The following is a 24,424-nucleotide window of genomic DNA, read 5'->3' as shown; positions in this document are numbered from 1 at the left end:
GACGTATTCCATTGGTTCCGGCTCAGCGACGACGACAGCGTCGGCCGCACGAGCGCCGGAGACTGCGAGCAGAGCCGCAGCGGAGCCGAGAAGAAGGCTCTTAATGTTCATTTTCTGACCTCCAGTCAGAATCGCGACCGAAAGCCGAAAAACGCGTCAGTAGAGACGTGGAAACGGAAACGCGTCGCCGGCAATTGGATCGCAAGCGTTTGAAATATTTGGCGATTTTAGATTTCTCTGGAGGTGGCAGCCTGAGGCTGGCGGAGAGGATGGGATTCGAACCCACGAGAAGCTTTTGACCTCTACTCCCTTAGCAGGGGAGCGCCTTCGACCACTCGGCCACCTCTCCGTTGCGCCGCTGGATAAAGAAAAGGAGCGGCACAATCAACAAGCCTTTGCGACAATCTACATAAAAAGCGTCGCCTGGTGGTCGCAGCCAACGAATCGTCGGTGTCTGTGAGGCGCCAATGGACGCTCGATCATTCACGACTCGTCGCCACGACATCTAGGGTAGATGCGTTGCGGAGCGTGAAAGCCGCCGTCAAATGGCGCCATATCTTAATGACTTCTTTATGGGGGGCATCAAATCGTGTCTTTTGTGCAACAACGCCTGGCGATAGCACGCCGAGAGCCCCTTGCGGATTGCGTTGGTTGTTGAACCGCAGCGGCTCATGGGTAATGTCGGTGTTGAAGAGGGAGCGCGGTGCGCATCTTTTTCAAACGGGGATGGGGCAGGGAACGCTGTCCTTCAGCAAAAAATACCCAGACCCTCTTATGAAACTTTTGACTGGAGGTCAGAAAATGAACATTAAGAGCCTTCTTCTCGGCTCCGCTGCGGCTCTGCTCGCAGTCTCCGGCGCTCGTGCGGCCGACGCTGTCGTCGTCGCTGAGCCGGAACCAATGGAATACGTCCGCATCTGCGACGTTTACGGCGCGGGCTTCTACTACATCCCCGGCACCGAGACCTGCCTCAAGATCGGCGGCCTCGTTCGTTACGAGATCTTCGGTGCTTCGAACATCCGTGAAGACGGCTGGAACAAGAATGCCCTGGCCCGTCTGAAGTTCGATGCTCGTTCGGAAACCGAATACGGCACGTTCCGTCGTTACATCGAGTTCCAGGCGAGCATCCAGGGCAATGGCGGCTGGACCAACACTCAGAATGCGACCGGGACCTTGCCTGAGGGTGAGCCGGGCGACTTCTGGCGCGGTATTAAGGGCGAAAGCGGCACGGCTCTCCGTCATGCCTACTTTGAGCTCGGCGGCCTGCTCGTCGGTCACACCGACACCCTGTTCGACGGCGACCTCGACGGCGAGTTCGATTCGGGCGGCGGTGCGCGTGTCAACCAGATCCGCTACACCTTCGACGCCGGCAACGGCATTGCAGTGTCGCTCGGCCTGGAAGAAGAGTCCGACAACTTCGACTACGTCCCGCTGGTCGTCGGCAAGGTCGCCATCACGCAGGGCTGGGGTTCGCTCAACCTGTACGGCGGCTATGATGATGCCTACGGCGAATTCGCTCTCAAGGCGATCGGCAACTTCAAGGCAACCGACGCTCTGACCCTGCAGGTCCTCGCAGGCTACGAGTCGGGCCCGACCTTCTGGTCCATCAACCCCACCGGTTCGGTCAATGAGTTCCAGGGCGGCGAGTATGTCGGCTACGCTTGGACGATCGCTGGTTACCTGAAGTACCAGGTCAACGAGAAGCTGGCAGTCGGCTTCGGCGGTCAGTACTTCGGCGATGCGCACGATGACAACCTCGGCAACTTCACCCAGGGCGGCAACAACGACTACTCGGTCGGTGCGGTCATCGACTACAACATCGTCGAGAACCTCGATGCCAAGCTCGCTCTCAACTATTTCGACGGCGACACCTTCGACCAGCGCAATGGCGGCGGCTTCAGCGGCTTCCTGCGTCTCGACGCAGCATTCTAATCAGCTCTAGAGCTGATCTGAGGAAAACCCGGCGGGCAACCGCCGGGTTTTTTCGTTTTGGACGGCCTATGATTGCAGGGGTGCCAAGTGTCGCGCCGCCAAGCATCTTGGCGTCGTCGTCCTGACCAATCGCGCAAGGCGTTTTGCGGTATCTGGTACTGAAGTAAGTAGGTTGCTCAGTCTTCGCCCGCGGCCGAGTTCGCCTAAGCGTCCGCTCTGCGCAAGAAGTTGGCGATTCTTGCGGGCAACACCCCCGTCTCCAGAAACGGTGCGTGGCCTTGGCCCTCGACCGTGACCGATTCTAGCCCCGGATGGCGCTGGTGCATTTCCTCGACGGTTGCAACTGACAACAGCCGTGAGTTCGCACCGCGGATCGCGAGCATGGGCACTGACGCGAGTGCTTCGAATTGCGGCCACAAATCCGGCAGGGGCTGGGTGAGGTCCATCGCCAGCACGGTATTGACCAGTGCTGGATCGAAGTCGGCGACCGGCTTTCCATCCTCGCTGCGATAGATGGCGCCGACGAACCGCTGCCAGTCGGCTTCCGTCAGCGCGGGAAACGAACCGCCGTGGACGGCTTTTTGAATTCGCACCGCATCAGTGAAGTCCGCCGGGCGAGGCGCGTTCTCCAGATATGAGCGAATATGGGCAAGCCCAACCGGCTCAATGACCGGGCCGATGTCATTGAGCACGACGGCCTTGATCAGGGCAGGGCGCATGGCGGCTAACACATGGATGATCAACCCGCCGCGCGAAGTGCCGATGAAGGCTGCTTGATCGACGTTGAGCGCATCAAGGCCAGCGATGACATCGGCCGCCTCTATGCCGACATTGTAGTTCTGCCAGTTCGGGTCGTGGGCCGATTGGCCACGACCGCGATAGTCGAAGCATATGATTCGGCGCGGTTTTTCGAGTTCGTTGGCGAGATGAAGCGCAAGCTCGTGAAAATCGCGGGCGTTGCGGGTGAGGCCGGGCAGGCACACGACCGGCAGGCCAGGATTGCCGGCTCCATAGAGCCGCGCGTGCAGCTTCAGGCCGTCCTGCGACGCATAAAAGAAGTCCGAAAAGCCGTCTTCGTTGACCATCGCGCCGCTTCTCCCCCATGCAACGCTCGTCGTGTCGCCTCGACTAGTTACCGAGGCGGCCGCGAGAGGTCAAACGTGGGCACCGCCTCAGCGGCCGTTCACCAGGTCGCCATTGATGTCGTAGCTGCCCGAAAGGCGCATCTTGTAGACCTGATAGTTCTCCATGACGCGCTGGACGTAGCTGCGGGTCTCGGAGAACGGGATGCGTTCGATCCAGTCGACGACGGTGTCGAGATCCTTGCCGCGCGGGTCGCCATATCTAGCGATCCACTGGTCCGCCCGACGCGGTCCGGCGTTGTAGCCGGCGAAGGTCAAAATGTAGGATCCATTGAAGCGGCTGAGCTGCTGGCCAAGGAAAGTCGCGCCCAAGGTGGCATTGTAGGCGGCATCGGTGGTGAGGCGATCTTGCGAATAGGCCATGCCGGCCTTCTTCGCCAAGTCCTTGGCGGTGCCCGGCATCAATTGCAACAGCCCGCGCGCGCCGGCACCCGAGACGGCCGAAACCTTGAACTCGCTCTCCTGGCGCGCAATCGCGTAGGCCAATGCCTTGCCTGAACCTGAAATATTGGCCGAGGCGGGGATGACGCCGATCGGATGCGACAGCGCACCAATGTCGAGGCCGCGCTGTGCAGCGATCTTGCCGACGCGCAGCGCCAGATAGTGATTGCCTTGCTTTTCCGCCATGACGGCCAGAAGCGCCAGTTCGCCCGGGCTGTTCAACTGCGCGGCGAGGTCGCGGTAAAGCATCTCGGCGTAGGGCGCGTAACCCGAGCCTTCCAGCCGCGTGATCGCGCTGACCGCCTCGCGTTGCGAAAATGCCTGGCGATCGGCGGCGGTCGGCGTGGGATAGGCAACGTTGAGCGCCTGGCGGCCGATTCGTTCGGCGGCAAGCTGGCCGTAGAAGGTCGTGCCGTAGGTCGCGGCGCGCGCATAATAATCCTTCGCAGTGCCTGGTCCGCCGGCTTCGGCGGCGCGGCCAAGCCAATAATAGGCGCGCGACAGCGAGATCGGGCTGCCGGCTATCGTGGCGATGCGCTCAAAGTGACCCGAAGCAAGCTTGGCGTCGTTGAGGCCGCGCAGCGCATACCAGCCGGCATGGAATTCTGCATCGGCGGCATTGGTCGCACTTTCCGCCGAATGCGCGGCGGCGATCCGGTAGGCACTCTTGACGTCGCCCTCATCGAGCAATTCGCGCGACAACACGCGACGTTCCATCCACCAGGCGTCGGGATCGACAAGTGCCGCGCGGTCCTTCGGGGCCTTGAGCATAACGGCAGCGGCGTCGGCGAACTTCTCCTGCTTGCGCAGATAGCGCGACTTGGCAAAGAAATAAGCCGCCGAACGCTGGTTTACCGGTACGGCTTCGAGCAGCGCCGGTGCCTTCTTGTCGCCCTTGATCACAGCAATCCAGGCGTCGGCGAGGGCCTTGGCGCCAGCAAGGTCGGCGATGCGGACGGCCGAATTCACCCTGTCGGCATAAAGCATCTTTTCCATGCGGATGCGGTGGTCGGCGGCCGGGATGAGGCTGCCGAACTCCTTGATGACAGCCGCTTCGTCCTTGGGCTCCAGCTTTTCGTTGCGCCAATAAGGCTGAAGCACGGCCAGCGCCGCCTTGGGATTGCCGAGTGCCATCTGGGCACGGGCGAGCAGCAAAGCACCTTCGATCGTTTGCGGCTCACTGCCGGCGAAGGCTGAAACGACGATGTTGGGGCCTGGGTTTTCGCGCGCCATGGCGCGTTCGCTGTTGCGGCGAAGCGTGGCGAGGCCCGGCCATCCGGGCAGGGCCTGCGCTGCTGCGGCAATGTCGGCACTCGGCACCTTGTCGCCGCCATTGATGGCGATCGCCCACATCAGGATGTGGCGGTCGAGCGCGGTCGCGGGCAGGGCATCGCGGATGGTCCGCGCCTGCGCCAGATCGCCGCTCGAAAGCGCGTTGAGCCCGTTCTTCAATTGATCGATGGTGCCGAAGGCCGCACGCACGGCATCGCCCTTGCCGATGCTGGCAAAGGGAAGCGCTGACGTCGCCTGCGGGTCAAGGCTCGAACTGCCGGCGGGGACGGGGGCCAGGGCAATGAAGGCGCTCAAAAGCGCTATATGATGCGGCCTGGCAGCCGGAATGATCCTGGTCATTCCATATCCTTGCAGGTGACAGTCTAAGGCGTATGTCGCGAGCCTAGGTTGATCTGGTGAAGAGCGGGTTAATGAAAGGTTAGCGCGGTCGTTCAATTCCAAGCCATATAAGCACCGGTCACACTTGCCGCAAATTGGTGTCGAGACTATGGTGCGCGGCCCTGCTTTCGGCTAGAAAGCCGGCAACATCAAAAAGACCGCGAAACCGTAGGGTTCCTGGAGTTGGACGACATGCTGAGAGGCTCACTTACCGCGCTCGTGACACCATTCGACAAGAATGGCCGTCTCGACGAGAAAGCCTTTCGTGAACTCGTCGAATGGCAGATTTCAGAGGGCACCACTGGCCTTGTGCCGGTCGGCACCACGGGCGAGTCGCCGACGCTGAGCCATGACGAGCACCGCCAGGTCGTCAAGATCTGCGTCGAGGTTGCGCGTGGCCGGGTGCCGGTTGTGGCAGGTGCTGGTTCGAACAACACCGAAGAAGCGATCGGCCTGGTCAAGTATGCCGAAAGCGTAGGCGCCGACGCGGTACTGGTCGTCACGCCTTATTACAACAAGCCGACGCAGCGCGGTCTTTACGCGCATTTCGCGGCCGTCGCCCAGGCAACCACCTTGCCGCTCATCATCTACAACATCCCGCCGCGTTCGATCATCGACATGATGCCCGAGACGATGGGGCGCCTGGCGCATGACTTCAAGAACATTGCGGGCGTCAAGGATGCGACCGGCAAGGTCGAGCGCGTCTCCGAGCAGCGCATCACCTGCGGCAAGGATTTCATCCAGCTCTCGGGCGAGGATGCGTCGGCGCTCGGCTTCAACGCCCATGRCGGCGTCGGTGCCATTTCGGTGACGTCGAATGTCGCGCCCAGGCTGTGCGCCGAGTTCCAGCAGGCAAGCCTGGCCAACGACAAGGACAGGGCGCTCGAGCTGCAGGACCGCCTGATGCCGCTGCACAAGGCGATCTTCATCGAACCCGGCGCTTCGGGTGCCAAATACGCGCTGTCGCGCTTGGGCAAGATCGAAAACGTGCTGCGCTCGCCGCTGATGACCATCGAGGCGTCGACCGCCKAAAAGATCGATGCGGCGATGAAGCACGCCGGCCTCATCAACTGAGCCGCGCGAAGCCCTTTGGGAACACCCGCTTTCGCGGTCATCTGAAGGCGTCTTCGCGCTGCCGTGTTCGCGGCGGATATTTCGCCGTGTTCCGGCTCTCGGAAACACCAACATATGACTCGCGCATGCGAGTTGCAGAACGGGCCTCAATATCATGAGCCAGGGCAAGAAGTCCGACCCCAACAACATGGTCGCCGCGGAAAACCGCAAGGCGCGCTTCAACTATGAAGTGCTCGACACGCTCGAGGTCGGCATGGTGCTGAGCGGCACCGAGGTCAAGTCGCTACGTCTGGGCCAGGCCAACATCCAGGATTCCTACGCCTCGTTCGAGGGCGGCGAACTCTGGCTGATCAATTCTTATGTGCCGGAATATCTGCAGGCCAACCGCTTCAACCACGAGACGCGGCGCCGCCGCAAACTTCTGGTCAACAAGCGCGAGATGGCCAAGCTTGCCCAGAGCATCGAGCGCGAGGGCATGACGCTCGTGCCGCTCAAGATCTATTTCAACGATCGCGGCATGGCCAAGATGCTGCTCGCCGTCGGCCGCGGCAAGAAGCTGCACGACAAGCGCGAGAGCGAAAAGCAGCGCGACTGGAACCGCGAAAAGGGCCGTTTGCTGAAAGAGCGGGGGTAGGGCCGTTTGCGTAGCGGACCGCCTTCATATTGGCTAGTTTGGCGGCGAAGTCGATCTCCAGAGATAGAATAGCCAAGGCTTCATTTTTGATGCTTCGCCGTTCCGGTGCAATCTTTCTACTGTGTTGCGTCTTGGCGGCCGCCGGCTACCTTTATTTCAAAAGCTTCTCACCGGACCGCCAAAGATACCCGGTTCGCGGCATCGATGTTTCACATCATCAGGGCGATATCGATTGGGCACGTGTTGCGGCCGACGATGTGGACTTCGCCATCATCAAGGCGACCGAGGGTGGCGATCACAGGGATAGGCTTTTCGCTGCCAATCTAGCTGCTGCCAGAAAGGCAGGACTTGCTGTTGGCGCCTATCACTTCTTCACCTTTTGCAGGCCCGGTGCTGATCAGGCACGCAACTTCATCGACACCGTGCCGTTTGATCCATCGCTACTGCCGCCCGTAGTCGATATCGAATTCACCGGCAACTGCCTGCGGCGCCCGACCGTCGAGCAGCTGAGAGCCGAATTGGCAACCTTCCTCGCGCCCATCGAGGCTTCGTTCGGCAAGAAGGCAATCATCTATCTGACGGATGAAGCCGCCGATGCCTATGCTCAAGCAATGCCGGACCGGGAGCGCTGGGTGCGGTCGCTGATCCAGCATCCCGGCCATGAGGATTGGACCTACTGGCAATACCATGACAAAGGCCGGATCGACGGGATTGAGGGCGATGTCGACCTGAACGTTCTTCAAGGGAGGCTGTCGCGATTGACCGATCCATTCGTCGCAACAACCGCCCAAGAGGGGGCGTTTGAGTAGCTAAATCCGTGTTGACAGCGGCCACATGAGGCCAGCCTCGATATCGTGTTTGCTGGTTTCGGCCCGTTGCTGTTCACCGTGACGGGTCGAAAAGGACAGGCGAAGTGGCGCACGTCGTCATCCCGGGCGAGCGCAGCGAGACCCGGGACCCATTGACCGGCGCGGCCGGGTCCTGGGTTCGCGGGTTGGTTATGAAGACCGATAGGCGAGGACCCGGCCGTGCTCCACGATGATCCAGTCAATGGATCCCGGATAACCTGCGCTTCGCTCCGGTTTCCGGGATGACTATGGACGTTTGCGCTGCCTCTCATCCCCCTGCCGGGACCCTCTCCCCGTAGACGGGGCGAAGGAGAGGCACACTTATTCACCGCCACGCCCCGTTTCCGGTCTGGCCATTGTCAAAGAGCACTCCCTTGCAGGAGGTAGTTCGGGAAGCGGGGCGCGAGGCCGTGCCTTCCGATAATGATTGTATGGCGCGACGTTCGCGCCCCGCCCGGTGTTCTTGCCCCGCTCAGTCGCCTCGGCTTTCACCGCCAGCCGCCGCAAGGCCCGGGCTTGGKGGCTCATCACCCAGCAGGAGAACCGACCTCCTGCCAGCCCGGCACCGGCGCTTCCCCCCGAGCCCGGTGCGCACCGGGGTCCCGTGGAAGATCGCGAGATAATGACACGGCAGGTGGAGAGGGCGTGGAGAAATGGGGACGGCTATCCACGGTGGTTGCTGACAGATGGTGACAGCTGGATGTCGCCTTATGAGGCCAATCCTAGAGGTCGCGATCCTTCGCACCCCCCTCTGGCCTGCCGGCCATCTCCCCCACAAGGAGGGACATTAGTCACGTCCTCGGCGGCTCTCATCCTGCAAGCTCGGAGCCACTGGTGAGAAATTGCTTGCAACTTGAGTGAATGGGCGATGCGCCGATGAATGCGTGATCTCCCTCCTTGTGGGGGAGATGGCCGGCAGGCCAGAGGGGGGTGCGAAGGAACGAGACGGCTCAGAGACATCGACTTCTGCTTTCAGGGCAAAAGAATGTGCCAACCGTGGGAAGGTCTTCCACGTTCTGGCTTGCAGAAACAGCGTTTTCTGAGCGCGGCAACCGAACGATTGCGGCAGCGCCGCGAAGGTCACAGATCGCCACGCCGAGACGCCGTGCGATTTTAAAAACCATCGGCTAACCAAGTCTTCGAAGCCCCTGCCGGCGTCGGGTCGAAATACGGCATCTGCCGTATGCCCAAGTCGGAAGTTTGCGGGCATTTCAGTATGCGACCGCGTTTTGGCGCAGGCGTGGTCCGGCACCAAGCGAGAAGCGGTGCCCTCCCGCGCCTTTGATGGCCAGGTGGTCGATGAAAAGGAGGCTAAATGATGAAGACGTTTGTTGCAGCGGCGCTGGTGTCGCTGATGATCACGCCGGCGGCATTTGCCGCTGCACCGGTGGTGGCAAAGACCGCCGCCAAGCCTGCGCTCAGCAGCCAGGCGACGCCAGGCGGGGCTATCTTGCTGGTAAAGGGGGGCAACAAGCCCGGCAACGGCAGCGCCTCGAAGAGTGGTGCTTCGAACAAAAAGTCGAAATTCGACTTAAACTGAAACTTGGTGGGATTCTTGGCCGAGCCCGATTTTTGCCGATACCCGGCTTCAACCGGCTGCCATGTGGACCCTTGGTTCGAGCCGCTTCTCCATGTGGCCTGGCGGCAAACCGCCGACCACAATGCACCGGCGCAAAGATCGGAATCGACTTTCGGATGGCACAATGCAGCCAAGCAAGACGTGGAGCGCCTTGCGTCCCTAGGGATGAGTTCTAACGTTTGACAACGGTCTTGGTACGAGCGGATGAGGAGCTGGCGGCAAGGTCGCTGGCTTCTTTTTCTTTGCGCAAAGCGCGCAGCCGCAAGGTCTTCTCATCGCGCTCCTGAACAACCGCGTCGATCTCGGAGATGATGCGGTTGCGGGCGAGAGACTGCGATTGCGTCTTGCCAAAGGCCGACTCTGCCTGCTCTCGAGCCTTGCTCTGGGACTGGGTCATGTTTGTTATCCCTGCTGTTTCGAAAAGAGGCCTGATCGCTGTCACGAAAAAGGCCAGGCAAACTGCCTGGCCTTCGTTGGTAGTCGCGCCCTAAGACGGTGCCAGTACATCCGTGGTCACCGAAGGGCACAAATCCCGTTCAGGCAGCGCGCAGCTGGCCTGCGGACATCTTGCCCGACTTGTTGTCGCGTTCCATCTCGTAGCCGATCTTCTGGCCTTCGACGATTTCGCGCATGCCGGCCCGCTCGACAGCGGAGATGTGGACGAACACGTCCGCGCCGCCATCATCAGGCTGAATGAAGCCGAAGCCCTTGGTAGCATTGAACCATTTCACTGTGCCAGTGGTCATGACAAACCCCTTTCGTGGCAATATTAATCGACCGCCATGCGACTGCACGGCGGGTTACATCGCGATTTTATTTGAAGGGAAGTTCGTCGACGCACAGTGTCATTGTGCAATAACAAAAATCAAACAAGCAAATATCGACAAATATTAGATAGCTTCTCCAGGCGGCAATGTCAATTTTATTATTCTATCCACCATGAGCACGACGCTGACGATCGAAAAATCGCTATCCATTTAACGAGGCCGCGAAGGCTGTTTGGACAAGTCGGGCCAACTCTGATCCGACGGCGTGCCACGCTCGACTGGCCCCCTGGAACTCGATCCCGGGGAACTGGTTTTCGCAAAAAGATCATGCTGCCAAAAAGGATAGGGTCGCATTCCGATTCAATCGGAATGAAACTGGCCCCAGACGGGGAGGTGGCCGGATAAGTGCGCCACCTGGCAAGGGCAAACTGTCATTGCGACCGACTGGACTGCCAGCCGAGCCGCGCCTCGATGCGTCGAGCGCTTGCCTTCACCAGCGCGATCAGGTCGGGGTTCTTCTGTCTCAGCTTGATGTCAGGCACGACGATCGAGATCGTCGCGCGGCAGGCGCCCTGGTTGTCGCAGACCGGAGCGGCAATGCAGGCCACGGAGAAATCGGACTCGCCGGCCTGGATCGACAGGCCCTCTTCCAATGCGGCCGCAGCAGTTTTGGCCAGGACGTCCTTGTCGGTTTCGGCGCGGCCTGTTGGCGAGACTGTTGCCGAGCGGGCGAATATCTCGCGGCGCTCGGCTTCCGGCAGATGGCCGATCAGCATGCGGCCCGACGCAGTCCAGTTGAGCGGGCTGCGCGTGCCGACGCGCGAGGTGACTTGGAAATGGTCCTTGCCCTCCTGCATGGCAAGGACGACCATCTGGTCGCCGTCGCGGCCGCAAATCTGGATCGTTTCGCCCGAATTCGAGGCAAGCTCGTGCATCTCCTGGACCGCCACGTTGAGCAGGTCGAGCGTGCGGGCATAGGTCAGGCCGTAGTGATAGAGGCGTGGTCCAAGCCACAACAGGCCGCCATCGTGGCGGTCGAGCAGCTCCTTCTCGACGAGGTCGTCGACGATCACGTAGATCGTCGACAGCGGTGCCCCGATGTCGCGGGCGATTTCGTAAGCCGTTGCCGGCCGCTCCGCTATCTGCAGATAATCGAGAATCTGCAGTGCCCGGTCGATGCCGCTGGTGCGCGAGCGGCGCGGTTCAGCGCTGCCGGCGGGGCTATCGTCTTGCTTTGCAACAGTTTTCGGCATGGGAATCCAGAATTTGTGTCGAAAGCATTGTAGGGTGTCCGCACGCGCKCGAACAGGTCAATCCGGCCATTTGAGGATCGCAGCCTCGCGCGCCAGCAGCCTTTCATCGAACGGCGTGGCGATGATCTCGTTGGAGCCGCACGCGCGGTCAAGTTCCTCGGCAAGCCGCTCCGCCACGACGAATTCCTCACCAGGATGCAGGTTGCAGGGATCGAGATAGAAATAGCCGTGTTCGACCTCATGGTCGCGCACGATCACCGGACGGTCCCCGGTCCCCATCCTGTCGGCCAGGTCCCAGGCCGTGATGCGAGCTTCAGCCGGATTGACCGAAATCATCAGCCGATCGAGCGGATTGTTGGTCGGATCCGCAGTGATCGTGGCGGTGATGCCGGCCCTTCCATCCAGTGCCTCGACCCAGCAGTCGAGGGCCTTCCGCTCGCGGGCACGAATACCGTCATGGTCGCGGGTCTTCCAGGCCTGAAGGGCGGCCAGCGTGCCGACGATGCCTTCCTTGCCGACCTTCATGCCGCGGCCGATGCCACGGTTCTGCAGGTAGACGTCGCGCACCTTTTCCTTTGGCCCGGCGACGATGCCGGAGGTGGGGCCGCCGAGGAATTTGTGGCCGGAATAGAGCACCAGATCGGCGCCATCGGCGAGGAAGCCGGCCAGATCATATTCGGATGCCGCATCGACGATGACAGGCACGCCGCGTTCATGGGCGATGGCGGCGAACACCTTCAGTGGGATCTGCCCGTAGTCGACGACGTGATGCGATACGACATAGACCGCGCATGCGGTACGATCGGTGATGGCGCCGCGCAGCTGGTAGGCCGAGGCGCTCGTCGCCTGGCCGACCGGCACGACCTTGGCACCGGTGAGGCGGATCGCCTGATCGACCGGCGCGCCGTAGCTCACCAAATGGCCGGACTGGATGAGCACCTCGTCCTTGAGGCCGGTCGTGTCTGGCAGGCGTTCGATCGCGGCGAGGTCGGGCCCGGTCATGGCGGCCGCAACCGCGAGACTRATCGCTGCCGAGCAGGAAGCGGTGATGAAGCCTGCTTCAGCACCGGTCAGGTCGGCGATCACGGCACTGGCGCGGCGCTGCAGATCGCCGAGCTCGACGAATTCGCTGAGGATCGCCGAGACAGCCTCGACGGCCTGCGGCACCACGATCGATGCGCCAAGCGAGGTCATGGTGCCGGAGACGTTGATCACCGGCCTCAAGCCGAGGCGGCTGCGGATATCGTCTTTCGGCGTGGCGTTCTTGTTTTGAATATTCATCTCATGAAACCTTAATCAATCGCCACGATGGCTTCGATTTCCACGGTGATCTGGCCGGGCAGGGAGCCGTGGCCCACCGCCGAGCGCGCGTGGACGCCGCTTTGCCCGAACACTTCGATGAAGAGATCGGAGCAGCCGTTGATCACCGAGGGATGATCGGCGAAGTCGGGCGTCGCATTGACCATGCCGAGCAGCTTTACCACACGCCGCACGCGGTTGAGATCGCCAAGAGCGGCCTGCATGACGGCGATCAAATTGATGCCTGTCAGCCGTGCATGCCCATAGGCTGCTTCCACGTTCACATCGGCGCCGACCTTGCCGGTATGCAGGCGGCCGTCGCCTTCGGTCGGACCCTGGCCGGACAAGAACAGAAGCTTGCCCTCCTGCACATGGGTAACGAAATTGGCGATCGGCGGTGGCGCTCCTGGAAGCGTAATTCCAAGCGCCTTGAGCCGGTCGTAGGGCGTGTTTTCCGGACGCTTCAAAGCCTCGGAAAAGGTCATATGCGTACTCCAGTCAGGCAGTTGGTTCGCTGTGGCGGATACAGGCCACATGGTGCCCGCCACCGACATGCTCGACCGGCGGGATGATTTCGGCGCAGGCGGCGATCGCTTCCGGGCAGCGGGTGCGGAAGACGCAGCCCGACGGCGGGTTGATCGGGCTCGGGATGTCGCCCTGCAAGGGAACATGGGTACGGCGGCGCGTCGGATCGGGCACCGGTGCGGTTGCAAGCAGCGCCCTGGTGTAGGGGTGGCGGGGGGCCGCGTAGACGGTTTTGCTCGGGCCGCGCTCCATGACGCGGCCGAGATACATCACCACGACCTCGTCGCAGAGATATTCGACAACCGACAGGTCGTGCGCGATGAACAGCAGCGTCAGCCCGAGCTTCTTTTGCAATTCGCCGAGCAGGTTGAGCACCTGCGCTTGCACCGACACGTCGAGTGCGGAGACCGGCTCGTCGGCGACGACGAATTCCGGCTCCACCGCAAGTGCACGCGCAATGCCGATGCGCTGACGCTGGCCGCCGGAGAATTCATGCGGATAACGTGTGGCGTGGTCCGGCGACAGGCCGACAAGCGTCAAAAGTTCGGCGATGCGCTCAGCGCGCGCCTTGCCGCGCGGAAAACCGCGCGCGTCGAGCGCCTCGCTGATGATCGCTGAAATGCGCATGCGCGGGTTGAGGCTGGAGAACGGGTCCTGGAAGACGATCTGGAGGCGCTGGCGATAGGCGCGCATCTCGCGGGGCGACAGCGTGAACAGGTCGACGCCGTCGAAGATCGCCTTGCCGCCAGTGGGCTCGACAAGCCGCAGCACCGAGCGGCCCGCCGTCGTCTTGCCTGAGCCGGATTCGCCGACCAGACCAACCGTCGAACCGCGCCAGACATCGAAACTGACGTCTTCGACGGCATGGACGATACGGCCGTTGCGGGCCGGGAAATGCTTGGTCAGGCCCTGGACGCTGAGCAGCGGCTTGGCGTCTTGGGATTCTGGCATGGGGACGCTCATAATTCGGCGCTCCTGATGCAACGCGAGAAGCCGGCGCGCCCGGCGGTGACCAGCGCCGGCGGCGCTGCGCGGCAGGCCTCAACCGCATATTCGCAACGCGGCTCGAAGGCGCAGCCCGGCGGAAGCGATGTGATCGGCGGGACGCTGCCGGGGATCGAATAAAGCGCATGGCGCTCGCCTGACGCATCGATATCGCGCGCGGCATTCGGCGTGCAGGCGAGCAGGCCCTTGGTATAGGGATGCCGCTGATGGGCAAAAAGGTCGTTGACCGGCGCCTGTTCGACGACGCGGCCGCCATACATGACGACGACGTCATGGGCGATTTCGGCGACGACGCCGAGATTGTGGGTGATGAACAGGATCGACATGCCGAACTCGGCCTGCAGGCGGCGCAGAAGATCGAGGATCTGGGCCTGGATGGTGACGTCGAGTGCTGTTGTCGGCTCGTCGGCGATCAACAGCGAAGGGCTGCAGGCCAGTGCCATGGCAATCATCACGCGCTGGCGCATGCCGCCGGACATCTGGTGGGGGTAGTCGTCGAGACGCGAGGCCGCGTCCGGTATCTCGACATGCTTCAGCATGGCGAGCGCCCGGCTGCGCGCTTCCCGCCGGTTGACGGGCTCGTGCAGCGCGATCATCTCGCCGATCTGGTCGCCGACAGTGTAGAGCGGGTTGAGGCTGGTCATCGGCTCCTGGAAGATCATGGCGATCTCCTTGCCGCGGATCTTGCGGAACTCCTTCGGTGCGAAGGCGGCCAGGTCGTGCACCTGTTCCTTGCGGTCGCGGAACAGGACCTTGCCGCCGGCGATCGCGCCCGGCTTCGACAAAAGCCCCATGATCGACAGGCTGGTCACCGATTTTCCGGACCCGGATTCGCCGACCACGGCCAGTGTCTGGCCGCGCTTGAGGTCGAAGGTCACGCCGTCGACAGCCTTGGCCGTGAAGCGCTTGGTCACGAACCAGGTCTTCAAATCCTGTACGGACATGATGGTGTCGGGCGCGATCTCTCCGGTCATGAATTCCATCCGCAATGAGGACAGGCGTGTGGCTCGGTGCCGCCGCGCGCCGGCGGCATGTAGCGATGCGCGACGACAGGCTCGGCACCGAGGATGGCGTGGCGCGGCTCGAACATGCGGTGCAAAGTGCTGGTGGCCCCTTGCGAATCCTTCACGGTCACGTCGGCGTCGACGACGTCGAACAGCGTGAATTCGGCCGGCTTGCCCTTTTCCAGCAGCCCGTCTGCTGCCAGCCCGATGGCGCGGCGCGGCGCCGTCGTCGAGGCGGTCACCACGTCTTCCATCTTCATGCCGAGCGACAGCAGCTTCGACATCGTCGTTGCCATGTCCCACACCGAGCGGTCGATCGAGCGGTTGTGCAGGTCGGTCGAGATAGTCTTCGGCGGCAGGCCGCGCTCGAGCGCGGCCTTGGCGACGTCGAAGGAGAACGAGGCGCCGCCATGGCCGACATCGAGCACGATGCCGCGCGCGGCTGCCTGTTCGGCCAGCCGGTAGAGGTCTTCGTCCTCGAGGATCGAGCTGCCGGCCTTGCCGTTGAAGCAGTGGGTGACGATGTCGCCTTCGGTGAGCAGGCCGAGCACGTCGTCGTATAGGGGCGGCGGCTCGCCGACATGCACCATGATCGGCAGCTTGAGGATGCGGCCGAGCTTCTTGCCGAGCTTGACCGGTGTCAGGTCCCAGCCGCCTGTTATGACATGGCTGGCGCGTATCTTCAGCCCGACGATGACATCGCGGTTGGCTTCGACGGTGGCGATGATGCGGTCGAAGTCGATCGAACGTATGTCGCTCAGTTCGCTGACCCGGTTGCAGGCGACCAGCCCGATCGAGCCGAGATTGAGGAAGGCGTAGATGTTTTCTTGGGCCGGCTCGATGATGAATTCGCGCAGGCCGTGGAAATTGGCTTCGCCGGCCGAACCGGCATCGACCATGGTGGTGACGCCGTGTGCTGCGCCGCATTGCGCGGGTCTCAGCGAAATGTCGGTGCCGCCATACCAGACATGGACGTGGATGTCGGTCCATCCCGGCGACATCCAGGCGCCCTTGGCGTCGAGCGTGCGGGCATCGTCACTGGCGGCGATCGATCCGCCGATATCGGCGATGCGCCCGTCCGTGCCGATCAGGATATCGACAGGCTGGTCGAATGCCTTGCCGAAGCCGATGGGCTTCGCACCCTTGATGAGCAGTGGCCGTTCGGCCTTGGGGAAACGATTGCCGATCATGTCGCTCTAGATGTCCTTTGCCAGGCGCGGGTCGAGGAGGTCGCGCAGCCCGTCGCCGACCAGTTGCAGCGACAGAACGGTGATGACGATGGCGCCGCCGGGATACATCATGATCCACGGCGCCTGATCCATATATTGGCGGCCGACGCTGATCATGGTGCCCCAGGTCGGAACATCGGGCGAAATGCCGACGCCGAGGAAAGAGAGGCCAGCTTCCGCCAGAATGGCGTTGGCGAAGATGAAGGTGCCCTGGACCAGAAGCGGCGAGGTGACGTTGCGCAGCACGTGGCGCACCAGGATCACCGGCGTCGGCACGCCAAGCGCGCGTGCCGCCTCGACATAGGGCAGTTCGCGGATGACCAAAGTCGAGGCCCGCACGACACGCGCCAGGCGCGGTGCGTAGACGATGCCGAGCGCGATGATGACATTGGTGGCGGAAGCACCCAGTGCCGCGACCAGCGCGATGGCGAGCAGGATATCCGGGAAGGCCATCATGGCGTCGATGAGGCGGGAGACCGGCGCGTCCGCCTTGCGGAAGAAACCGGACGTGAGCCCCAGAACGATGCCGATGACCGAGGCCAGCACGACCACGGCGAAGCCGACTGAGAGCGAAACCTGCGCCGCATAGAGCATGCGGGTGAAGACGTCGCGGCCGAGATCGTCGGTGCCGAACAGGAACTGCAAGCTGGGCGCATGCAGCCGGTTGGCGATCGACAGCTTGGTCGACGAATAGGGCGCGATCAGGGGTGCCAGGATCGCCGCGGCCGCAAGAATGGCGAGGACGATGAGGCCGATCAGCGAGGTCCGCCGGGTGATCAGGCGTGACAGCAGGCCGGGTTCAACCTGCAATGGAGTGGAGATCGCGGCCATCAGTAGCGCACCCTTGGGTCGACCAGCAGATAGAGCATGTCGATGCCGAAATTCACCAGAACATAGAGCCCGGCGATCACCAGCAGCGCGCCCTGGATGACGGGATAGTCGCGGCGCAGCACGGCTGAAACAACGAGATTGCCGACGCCCGGCAGGCCGAACACCGTCTCGGTCACCACCGCACCGGAGATCAGCAGTGCCGCGGTCAGCCCGAGCACGGTGAGGATCGGGATCAGGGCGTTTTTGAAGGCATGTTTCAGCACGACGCGCCACTCGCTCATGCCTTTGGAGCGGGCGGTGCGGACGTAGTCGTCATTCAGCACGTCGAGCATCGAGGCGCGGGTGAAGCGGGTGATCAGCGCCGAGCTGACGAGGCCGAGCGCCAATGCCGGCAGCACCAGATGGTTGAGTCGCTCGCCGAGCGAGGCGCCTGGCCCACCATAACCCGAGGTGTTGAACCAGCCGAGTTTCACGGCGAAAAACTGCATCAGCAAAAGGCCAAGCCAGAAGCTAGGAATGCTGGCGGCAAACATGGCGACGGTCGTTGCCACCTGGTCGAAAATCGAGCCGCGCCAGTAGGCCGACAGAATACCGACCGGCAGTGCGATAGCGGTGGCGATCAACAGCGAAAAGATGGTCAGGAAGAAGGTCGGTTCGGCGCGCTGTGCAAGTGCTTCGGTGACCGGCTGGTTGAGGAAGATCGACTGGCCGAAATCGCCCTGCACAACACCGAAGACGTAGTGCCCGAACTGTTCGACAATGGAGCCGTCGAGACCGAGCTTGGTGCGCAGTTCTGCGATATCCGCGGCGGTGGCCTCGGGGCCAAGCATGACAGCGGCGGGATCGCCGGGCGTCACGCGGACGATGACAAAGACGATCGTCACGACGATCGCCATAACGACGATCATGCCGAACAGTCTGTTGATGATCGAACGCAGCATTGTCTTTTCACGTCCTGGCTTCGATTACATTTCTGGCGGCAACGACGTGGCTCTTCCTCTCCCCCTTCGAACGGGGGGAGAGGTGGCGGCAAACGGCCGGAGAGGGAGCAACATCAGGCCGCCAGCTTTCGACGGCAGTGGAAGTCCGTCACTTGGCTTCGAGATAAGCATTCCAGAAGTAGGGCCACGGGGCCGGCGTCACACCCTTCAGATTGGGTGCCTGGGCGGCGAGCGCGTTGAAATTGCCGACCTTGAAGGCAGGAACCTCGTCGTAGACGACCTGCTGCACGGCTGGCCACAAGGCGAGACGCTTTGCCGGGTCGGATTCCGCGTTGAAAGCGCCGAGAACCTCACGCTTCTTGTCGGAAACCCACCAGCCTGGCGCTGTATCGGACATGAAACCGGTCAAAGATGGCTCGGGCAGGAACGGGCTGTGGGTGATGTAGATGTCCCACAAGGCCGCATCGGTGCGGTTCTTGGTCAGAGTTGCCCATTCGACCACATCCAGCTGCACCTTGAAGCCCGCGGCCTTCAGATATTCTGCTGCGACCTGCGCCAGCTTGTAGTGGAATTCGTACTGGCGGCTGGTCAGGATGCGCAGCGGCTTGGAGCCGTCATAACCCGCTTCCTTGAGCAGGGCTGCAGCAGCTGCGGTGTCGCCCTCGGGCTTGTAGGGCTCGGTGCCGGTTTCGCTGTGCCACTTGTAGCCTTCTGGATACATGGCGCCGTCGATGGAGAAGAAATCTTCCGAACCGAACGCCGCAAGCATCATGTCCTTGGGTGCGAGCGCTGCCTGGATCGCCTTGCGGATCTTGATGTCGGAGTTCAGCCCTTCCTTGGTGTTCATGAAGAAMACCGGCCAGCCGAACGGCTTCAGCAGGACGGGCGCGGTCTTGCCGCCCGAAATCTTGTCGAAGGATTCCACCGGCAGAGAGTCGACATAGGTAAATTGGCCAGACACCGCGCCTTCGATGCGGGTGTTCGGATCGGGCACAGGCACGAAGCGGATCTCGTCGAGATACTGCTTGCGGGCGCCGCCATAGCCGTTCGATTCGCCGTCGCGCGACTTGTAGCCGTCGAAGCGGGCGAGCTGGATGAACTGGTCGGGCTTGCGCTCCTTCAGCATATAGGGGCCGGTGCCAACGAAGCTGGTCAACGGATCCTGTCCGGCAACTTCCGACGGGATGATGATGGCAGCGGCATTGTTCAGCGACAGCAGCGAAAGCAGCGGCGCGAACGGCTTGTTGAGGGTGATCTTGATGGTGTTGTCATCGACGGCTTCGACGGCGCTCACGGTCTCGGCGGTCTGCTTGCCGCGCGTCGCGACCTTCATCCAACGCTGCAGCGAAGCGACCACGTCGGCGGAATTCATGTCCGAGCCGTCGTGGAACTTGATGCCGGTGCGCAGCGCGATCGTGTAGGTCATGCCGTCGGCCGAAATCTGCGGCATGTCGGCGGCGAGCAGCGGGGTGACACCCCAATCCTTATCGAAGGTATAGAGCGTTTCGTAGATGTGCTGGGTGACGATGCCCACCAGGTCGGCGGTGGAAGCCATTGGATCGAGAGTCGGCGGCTCGCCGATGGTGGCGACGTCGATCACCCCACCCTTGGACTGCCCCCACGCAACGCCTGTCGCCGGCAGCAACATCGCGGCCAGCGAAATGGCGATTTTTGTCATGTGTTTCATGTTTGGTCCCCTTCCCGGTTGTTACATTACTATGTAATCTATGTCTTAGTTATGGATTACTATCTCACCGGTATCGGGTTTCGTCAAGCGGAGGTGGGCAAGACTTCGTCATGTCGATCAATGCGATGCCGCAAGCTGTGCAAAACCCCGCGCTGGCCCGGTGCGCCGAAGGGAAAAGTTTCTGCATTTGCAAGCACAGGCGCCGCCCCACGCTGGCGATGCGGCGCCTCCACGCCAGTCCTGGAAGGGACTGGGTTACCCCATCCGGGTACGCGCCAGAACGATGTCAGCGCTGCGGTCGCTGTTGAGAATGAGCGCGTCGGGCAGGCAGCGCACGCTGAACAGCCAGGGAAGCTGCGAGAGCGAATTCTTGGGGAGGCACAGAGGCACGCGGGCCGAAACGGGCCGTGGGCGAATTCTTCAAGGTCCATCGCGCCTGCCATTGCGGCAGGTCAAATGGTGCAAGTTCGTCGCCCGCATTGCGAGCGACGATCAGATCGTGCGTCGCAGCGTGTCCTAGAACTCGCGCTTGAGAAGGGTACGTTCCACAGAGAGCGGTCCTCCGCCAAATCCCGCAAACAACATGACCGCGACGGCCCAGATAGCTGACAGGAATTCCGCCTTGTCTTGCACCTGATGCAAGAGGGCTGTGCCGCCGTCTGCCAATCTCTTGACGCCATCTGGCGTGAAAAGCGTATCGMCACCCGCCTTCAAGGCGTCGATTCCAGCCTGGGTGAGGAAGGCGTCACCGTAAGGATGTGTGTAGTGGAACCACCAGGTTATGGCCAACATGACAGCATTTGCGAGGGCGACCGGACGTGTCATGAAGCCGATCGCAAGCGCTATTCCGCCGAAGAACTGCATCGCGGCAAGCAATGGCGACCAGAGCCAGCCGGGGTAGAAGCCAACACTCTCGACAAAGCCGGTCTGCGCGAAGGGTGCCAGAATTTTCGGCCATCCCTCGACCATCAGCGCGCGCCCCACGACCACGCGAAGAACCACCCAGCTCAGCGGCTGGGCAACTTTTTCGTAAAGGGCGGCAAGCGCTGGAATGACTAGCCGGGCAGATGAACTGTGTGAATTCGGGGCACTGCTCATGGTTTCATGGCTCCAGTTCCTGTAGCGGTTTGCGTTTTCAATTGAGCACAATGAACCAAAACGACATTGACCTGTGTCAACGGCCCAACAATCTTTGCGAGCAACACGATCATACCAATGCACGATTGGAAAAGGTCACATCATCTGCTGGCTGACGAGCGCCAGACCAAGGCCAATGAGGATCGAACCGCAGGCCTTGGGGACCATCCAGCCGGCTCCGCCCGAAGCAAAGCGGGCAAGGGTGAGCGAGGCGATGCCGACTGCTGCCAAATCGGCGATGGAAAAGACGAGATTGACGAGAATGCCGAGCRTCACGAACTGCAGCCAAAGCGGAAAAGCGGCAGCCGGGTCGACGAACTGCGGAAGAAAGGTCAGGAAAAACAGCGCCGTCTTGGGATTGAGGACCTCCACCACGATGCTGTCGCGCAAAGTGTTTGAAGCTCGACTTCCTGCTTCATTGGCGGTCTTGCTCCAGCCAAGGAACATGGTGAGGCCGAGCCATACCAGATAGGCCGCGCCGGCAAGCCTGATGGCCGCATAGGCCATCGGCGCTTGCTCCATCAGCGAGGCGAGGCCGATGGCGGCAGCGATGATGTGGGCATAGCAGCCAATATGAACGCCAAGCGCGGCCATCAATCCGGCCCTGCGGCCAAGGGCGGCGGTCTGGGCGGTCATGTACAATATCGCCGGCCCAGGCATGCATGCGAATGCAAGCGTTGCGACAGCGAACGGAATCCACAACTCCAACGACGTCATCAAGGTTCCTCCCAGACGATCCAGACGGGGGGAGGAATAGGCTCGGCTCACGGCAGAAGACATACGGCAGATGCCGTATTTGGATCGCGCTCGGTTTTGGCTAATCTATTATTGGTTAAGCAGATATTTACACGGGATTGCGGCTGCGGACGCGGCGCGCCGGTGTCATGTCGTGGGCATTCCCAAGCGCACCGCATAGGCGGTCAGTTCGGCGGCACTATGGAGATTGAGCTTGCCCATCAGGTTTTCGCGATGCTTGCGCGCCGTCGCCGGGCTGATGCCCAACCGCTCCGCGATTTCACGGGCAGTCAGTCCTTGCGCCACCAGCATCAGGATTTCTCGCTCCCGCCGGGTCAGCGGGACCGGCGAGAGGATTTCCTGCGCTGCCGATGGCCTGCTGTTTCGGGTCGGCTCGCTGATCGCAAAGCGAACGGTTTGCGCCAGGTAGGTCTCCCCCTTCCTGACTGCTTCGATGGCCGCACCGAGTTCCTCGGGATTGCCGTCCTTGGTCAGGTAAGCACTGGCGCCGGCCAAAAGGGCAGCGCGTACCGTTCTCGGTTCGATATTCGCTGTCAGGACCAGAATTTTCATGCGAGGCGCCAGTGCCTTTATGTCGGCAATGAACTGGAGCCCAGCAACGCCCGGCATGCCGAGATCGAGGATCAAAAGGTTGGCGCGCATGTTTCTTATGAGCTCCAGCAGAGCTTCGCCGTCGGCTGCTTCTGCCACGACCGACATGTTCTCCATCGTCGAGATCAGTAGCTTCAACCCCTCGCGCACAATGGCGTGGTCGTCGGCGATGATGATGGTGAGGGGGCGGTTCATCTGATCACCATTCATGAGGCAGCGGTGCACGTTCCATGATTGCCAACGTATGGGAAACAAATTTCCTTTAGATCAACACTCCTTGGGAAGGACGCTGGATGATCTTTGTCTGGCATTTGGAGGGGCCGATGCAGGAAGACAAGATTCGACAGGCTCTCGTCGAGCTTCTGTATCGCAACTCCTATGGCGTCGTCATCTCCAACGTCGTCATTTCTCTCGCGGCCGTATATGTCTTGAGCAGCGGCATTTCCACGACTTGGCTGGCCGGCTGGCTCGGTGCGCTTTATCTGCTGACGGCCATTCGCGTGGTCGCGTCCCGCCGCTTTTTCAGCCGCACGCGCGATTCGGCATCTATCTTGCGGTGGGCATGGCTCGCAGCTGGATTTTCCTCAGTCTCGGGCCTGCTGTGGGGCATATTCGGTTGGGTAGGTTTCCTTCCTGAAGAGCCTCTGTTGCTTTCTTTCACGGTCGTCGTGCTGACCGGCCTCGTCTGCGGCACGGTGCCGTCGCTTTCGGCTTTTCCGCCCGCACTGGTCGGTTCGATCCTCGCCACGGTTTTGCCTGTCGCCGCGCGCGTCATGACAACCGGAAGCAGCATTTCCGCCGGATTCCTGTTCCTGCTCGTGTCCCTTGTGGTCATCAATTTCTACTATGGCCGCGTCGCCTACCGCATGCTGCGCGAGACCATTGGCTTGCGCTTGGAAAATGAAAGGCTCGTCGAGCACCTGCAAGAAGAGCGTGACCGTGCGCAGGCCGCGGATCGCGCCAAGACACGTTTTCTGGCGGCAGCCAGCCATGATCTGCGCCAGCCGATCCATGCCCTGAGCCTGCTAGTTTCGACCGTCGCAGTGCTCGGGCAGCGCGGCGACGTACCGTCCAGCCAGGCTCTCGACCTGGCAGGCAGGGCGAAATCCATCATTGGCGACCTGAGCGGGCTCCTGAACGCGTTGCTCGATATCTCCAAGCTCGACGCCGGTATTGTCACCGTTTCAAAAGAAGCGGTGGAGTTGCGCGAGCTTTTCAGCAATTTCCGGGACGAATTTGCTGCGGAGGCGAAACAGCGTGGTCTTCAATGGCGGGCGATCGACAGCGACCTGTCCGTCGAAAGTGACCCGATGATGCTCAAGCGAATCCTCAACAACCTGCTATCGAACGCTTTTCGCTATACCAAGGAGGGTGGAGTTCTGCTGGGTTGCCGCCGGCGCGGCGATTTGGTGGAAATCCAGGTCCTGGACACCGGCCCTGGTATTCCTATTGATCAGCAGGTTACGGTTTTCGAGGAGTTCGTGCAGCTGCAAAACCCTGGGCGGGATCGTACCCAGGGCCTTGGGCTAGGTCTCGCTATTGTTCGCCGCACCGCCGAGTTGCTTAAACACCCGCTGAAGCTGACGTCCGCGCTCGGGCGCGGTTCGATGTTTTCTGTTGCGGTTCCTCGAGCCGTAACGACGTCTCTTCTGTCCCGCGCAGAGATACCCACCAACGCTATGGCCGCAGGCGTCATGGTGGTGGAAGACGAAGGAGACGTTCTCGATGCCATGGTGCAGTTGCTTAAACTGGATGGTCATCGTGTCTACGCAGGCAGATCTGCCAAAGAGGTGCAAAAAATCCATCTACAGGCCAGCAGGCACGGCAACGCGCCGGTCGATCTGATCATCTCCGACTACCGCCTGGCCCATGGCGCCACCGGCCTGGACGCAATACAGGTTCTTTGCGCCTATATTGGTCGCGTCGTTCCAGCCCTCATTGTCACTGGCGACACTTCGCCATCGCGGTTGCAAGAGGTGAGCGCCAGCGGGAACCGGATTCTTCACAAACCGATCACCGGTGAGGAGCTTCGTGAAGCGATTGCCGCCGCCTTGGATTGAGGACGAAACGAGGCAAGC

The 24,424-nt window shown here is 61.6% G+C and carries 22 protein-coding genes and 1 tRNA gene; 5 read left to right on the top strand and 18 right to left on the bottom strand.

The window, feature by feature from the left end:
- Positions 1 to 258: 258 nt before the first annotated feature.
- Positions 259 to 349 (bottom strand) — tRNA-Ser (locus AC1DWF_RS02990).
- A 452-nt stretch (positions 350 to 801) separates the two neighbouring features.
- Here AC1DWF_RS02990 and AC1DWF_RS02985 point away from each other — a divergent pair.
- A complete protein-coding gene (locus AC1DWF_RS02985) occupies positions 802 to 1,932 on the top strand; it encodes a porin (protein ID WP_476783584.1) in 1,131 nt (376 codons plus the stop codon).
- 203 nt (positions 1,933 to 2,135) lie between these two features.
- Here the strand turns inward: AC1DWF_RS02985 and AC1DWF_RS02980 are convergent, their stop codons facing one another.
- Together AC1DWF_RS02980 and AC1DWF_RS02975 are read right to left on the bottom strand one after the other, a co-directional pair.
- Positions 2,136 to 3,017 carry an alpha/beta fold hydrolase gene (locus AC1DWF_RS02980; RefSeq protein WP_476783583.1) on the bottom strand — a complete coding sequence of 294 codons (882 nt, stop codon included), beginning with the start codon at positions 3,015 to 3,017 and terminating at the stop codon, positions 2,136 to 2,138.
- 87 nt (positions 3,018 to 3,104) lie between these two features.
- The gene (locus AC1DWF_RS02975; protein WP_476787477.1) at positions 3,105 to 5,147 is read right to left on the bottom strand and encodes a lytic transglycosylase domain-containing protein; all 2,043 of its coding nucleotides are present in this window, start codon (positions 5,145 to 5,147) and stop codon (positions 3,105 to 3,107) included.
- 231 nt (positions 5,148 to 5,378) lie between these two features.
- Between AC1DWF_RS02975 and dapA the strand changes: the two genes are divergently transcribed.
- The 3 genes from dapA to AC1DWF_RS02960 all read left to right on the top strand — a co-directional run bounded on the left by dapA (position 5,379) and on the right by AC1DWF_RS02960 (position 7,703).
- Positions 5,379 to 6,260 carry a 4-hydroxy-tetrahydrodipicolinate synthase gene (dapA, locus tag AC1DWF_RS02970; protein WP_476841440.1) on the top strand — a complete coding sequence of 294 codons (882 nt, stop codon included), beginning with the start codon at positions 5,379 to 5,381 and terminating at the stop codon, positions 6,258 to 6,260.
- A gap of 154 nt (positions 6,261 to 6,414) precedes the next feature.
- On the top strand, positions 6,415 to 6,894 hold the full coding sequence (smpB, locus tag AC1DWF_RS02965) for an SsrA-binding protein SmpB (RefSeq protein WP_476783580.1): 480 nt from the start codon (positions 6,415 to 6,417) through the stop codon (positions 6,892 to 6,894).
- Positions 6,895 to 6,983: 89 nt separating this feature from the next.
- Positions 6,984 to 7,703 carry a glycoside hydrolase family 25 protein gene (locus AC1DWF_RS02960; protein WP_476787475.1) on the top strand — a complete coding sequence of 240 codons (720 nt, stop codon included), beginning with the start codon at positions 6,984 to 6,986 and terminating at the stop codon, positions 7,701 to 7,703.
- Positions 7,704 to 9,053: 1,350 nt separating this feature from the next.
- Here AC1DWF_RS02960 and AC1DWF_RS02955 read toward each other — a convergent pair.
- From AC1DWF_RS02955 to AC1DWF_RS02885, 15 genes are all read right to left on the bottom strand, one after another.
- The gene (locus AC1DWF_RS02955) at positions 9,054 to 9,455 is read right to left on the bottom strand and encodes a hypothetical protein (protein WP_476841439.1); all 402 of its coding nucleotides are present in this window, start codon (positions 9,453 to 9,455) and stop codon (positions 9,054 to 9,056) included.
- Between the two features lie 38 nt (positions 9,456 to 9,493).
- Entirely contained in the window at positions 9,494 to 9,718 is a 225-nt protein-coding gene (locus AC1DWF_RS02950) for a hypothetical protein (RefSeq protein ID WP_476783784.1), read from the bottom strand.
- Positions 9,719 to 9,857: 139 nt separating this feature from the next.
- Entirely contained in the window at positions 9,858 to 10,067 is a 210-nt protein-coding gene (locus AC1DWF_RS02945) for a cold-shock protein (RefSeq protein ID WP_476783785.1), read from the bottom strand.
- Between the two features lie 452 nt (positions 10,068 to 10,519).
- Positions 10,520 to 11,341, bottom strand: a complete 822-nt coding sequence (locus AC1DWF_RS02940; RefSeq protein ID WP_476783786.1) for an IclR family transcriptional regulator — start codon at positions 11,339 to 11,341, stop codon at positions 10,520 to 10,522.
- A gap of 57 nt (positions 11,342 to 11,398) precedes the next feature.
- Positions 11,399 to 12,622 carry an aminotransferase class V-fold PLP-dependent enzyme gene (locus tag AC1DWF_RS02935; protein WP_476787474.1) on the bottom strand — a complete coding sequence of 408 codons (1,224 nt, stop codon included), beginning with the start codon at positions 12,620 to 12,622 and terminating at the stop codon, positions 11,399 to 11,401.
- An 11-nt stretch (positions 12,623 to 12,633) separates the two neighbouring features.
- Complete coding sequence (locus AC1DWF_RS02930; RefSeq protein ID WP_476783788.1) at positions 12,634 to 13,125, bottom strand: RidA family protein; 492 nt, start codon at positions 13,123 to 13,125, stop codon at positions 12,634 to 12,636.
- A 13-nt stretch (positions 13,126 to 13,138) separates the two neighbouring features.
- Positions 13,139 to 14,116 carry an ABC transporter ATP-binding protein gene (locus tag AC1DWF_RS02925; RefSeq protein WP_476787473.1) on the bottom strand — a complete coding sequence of 326 codons (978 nt, stop codon included), beginning with the start codon at positions 14,114 to 14,116 and terminating at the stop codon, positions 13,139 to 13,141.
- Positions 14,117 to 14,124: 8 nt separating this feature from the next.
- Positions 14,125 to 15,132, bottom strand: coding sequence for an ABC transporter ATP-binding protein (locus AC1DWF_RS02920; RefSeq protein ID WP_476783793.1), 1,008 nt, complete (start codon positions 15,130 to 15,132; stop codon positions 14,125 to 14,127).
- Positions 15,133 to 15,140: 8 nt separating this feature from the next.
- Positions 15,141 to 16,364: an amidohydrolase/deacetylase family metallohydrolase gene (locus tag AC1DWF_RS02915; protein ID WP_476783790.1), complete on the bottom strand. Its 1,224-nt coding sequence runs from the start codon at positions 16,362 to 16,364 to the stop codon at positions 15,141 to 15,143.
- A 6-nt stretch (positions 16,365 to 16,370) separates the two neighbouring features.
- Positions 16,371 to 17,234: an ABC transporter permease gene (locus tag AC1DWF_RS02910; RefSeq protein ID WP_476783791.1), complete on the bottom strand. Its 864-nt coding sequence runs from the start codon at positions 17,232 to 17,234 to the stop codon at positions 16,371 to 16,373.
- The gene (locus AC1DWF_RS02905; protein WP_476783792.1) at positions 17,234 to 18,175 is read right to left on the bottom strand and encodes an ABC transporter permease; all 942 of its coding nucleotides are present in this window, start codon (positions 18,173 to 18,175) and stop codon (positions 17,234 to 17,236) included. The genes AC1DWF_RS02910 and AC1DWF_RS02905 overlap by 1 nt, the downstream gene beginning before the upstream one ends.
- A 148-nt stretch (positions 18,176 to 18,323) precedes the next feature.
- Positions 18,324 to 19,862 (bottom strand): ABC transporter substrate-binding protein, encoded by a 1,539-nt coding sequence (locus tag AC1DWF_RS02900; protein ID WP_476787472.1) that lies wholly within the window; start codon positions 19,860 to 19,862, stop codon positions 18,324 to 18,326.
- Between the two features lie 516 nt (positions 19,863 to 20,378).
- Positions 20,379 to 20,960, bottom strand: a complete 582-nt coding sequence (locus AC1DWF_RS02895; RefSeq protein WP_476841438.1) for a DoxX family protein — start codon at positions 20,958 to 20,960, stop codon at positions 20,379 to 20,381.
- Between the two features lie 135 nt (positions 20,961 to 21,095).
- Positions 21,096 to 21,716, bottom strand: a complete 621-nt coding sequence (locus AC1DWF_RS02890) for a LysE family translocator (RefSeq protein WP_476841437.1) — start codon at positions 21,714 to 21,716, stop codon at positions 21,096 to 21,098.
- A 165-nt stretch (positions 21,717 to 21,881) separates the two neighbouring features.
- Complete coding sequence (locus tag AC1DWF_RS02885; RefSeq protein WP_476785872.1) at positions 21,882 to 22,541, bottom strand: response regulator; 660 nt, start codon at positions 22,539 to 22,541, stop codon at positions 21,882 to 21,884.
- 128 nt (positions 22,542 to 22,669) lie between these two features.
- On the opposite strand from AC1DWF_RS02885, the gene AC1DWF_RS02880 reads away from it, so the two are divergent.
- Positions 22,670 to 24,406, top strand: a complete 1,737-nt coding sequence (locus tag AC1DWF_RS02880; protein ID WP_476787469.1) for a hybrid sensor histidine kinase/response regulator — start codon at positions 22,670 to 22,672, stop codon at positions 24,404 to 24,406.
- Positions 24,407 to 24,424 lie beyond the last annotated feature (18 nt).

It is taken from the genome of Aminobacter sp. P4_D5 (assembly GCF_056401815.1).
The sequence above is the reverse complement of the archived record's forward strand: the minus strand, read 5'-3'. Positions and strand labels throughout refer to the sequence as shown.

Bases quoted from the DNA above. Each gene is read 5' to 3' on its own strand.
- AC1DWF_RS02910 (WP_476783791.1), bottom strand. From the start codon at position 17,234: ATGGCCGCGATCTCCACTCCATTGCAGGTTGAACCCGGCCTGCTGTCA.
- AC1DWF_RS02945 (WP_476783785.1), bottom strand. From the start codon at position 10,067: ATGACCACTGGCACAGTGAAATGGTTCAATGCTACCAAGGGCTTCGGC.
- AC1DWF_RS02980 (WP_476783583.1), bottom strand. From the start codon at position 3,017: ATGGTCAACGAAGACGGCTTTTCGGACTTCTTTTATGCGTCGCAGGAC.
- smpB (WP_476783580.1), top strand. From the start codon at position 6,415: ATGAGCCAGGGCAAGAAGTCCGACCCCAACAACATGGTCGCCGCGGAA.
- AC1DWF_RS02930 (WP_476783788.1), bottom strand. From the start codon at position 13,125: ATGACCTTTTCCGAGGCTTTGAAGCGTCCGGAAAACACGCCCTACGAC.
- AC1DWF_RS02960 (WP_476787475.1), top strand. From the start codon at position 6,984: ATGCTTCGCCGTTCCGGTGCAATCTTTCTACTGTGTTGCGTCTTGGCG.
- AC1DWF_RS02940 (WP_476783786.1), bottom strand. From the start codon at position 11,341: ATGCCGAAAACTGTTGCAAAGCAAGACGATAGCCCCGCCGGCAGCGCT.
- AC1DWF_RS02950 (WP_476783784.1), bottom strand. From the start codon at position 9,718: ATGACCCAGTCCCAGAGCAAGGCTCGAGAGCAGGCAGAGTCGGCCTTT.
- AC1DWF_RS02985 (WP_476783584.1), top strand. From the start codon at position 802: ATGAACATTAAGAGCCTTCTTCTCGGCTCCGCTGCGGCTCTGCTCGCA.
- AC1DWF_RS02975 (WP_476787477.1), bottom strand. From the start codon at position 5,147: ATGACCAGGATCATTCCGGCTGCCAGGCCGCATCATATAGCGCTTTTG.
- AC1DWF_RS02925 (WP_476787473.1), bottom strand. From the start codon at position 14,116: ATGCCAGAATCCCAAGACGCCAAGCCGCTGCTCAGCGTCCAGGGCCTG.
- AC1DWF_RS02880 (WP_476787469.1), top strand. From the start codon at position 22,670: ATGCAGGAAGACAAGATTCGACAGGCTCTCGTCGAGCTTCTGTATCGC.
- AC1DWF_RS02905 (WP_476783792.1), bottom strand. From the start codon at position 18,175: ATGCTGCGTTCGATCATCAACAGACTGTTCGGCATGATCGTCGTTATG.
- AC1DWF_RS02915 (WP_476783790.1), bottom strand. From the start codon at position 16,364: ATGATCGGCAATCGTTTCCCCAAGGCCGAACGGCCACTGCTCATCAAG.
- AC1DWF_RS02885 (WP_476785872.1), bottom strand. From the start codon at position 22,541: ATGAACCGCCCCCTCACCATCATCATCGCCGACGACCACGCCATTGTG.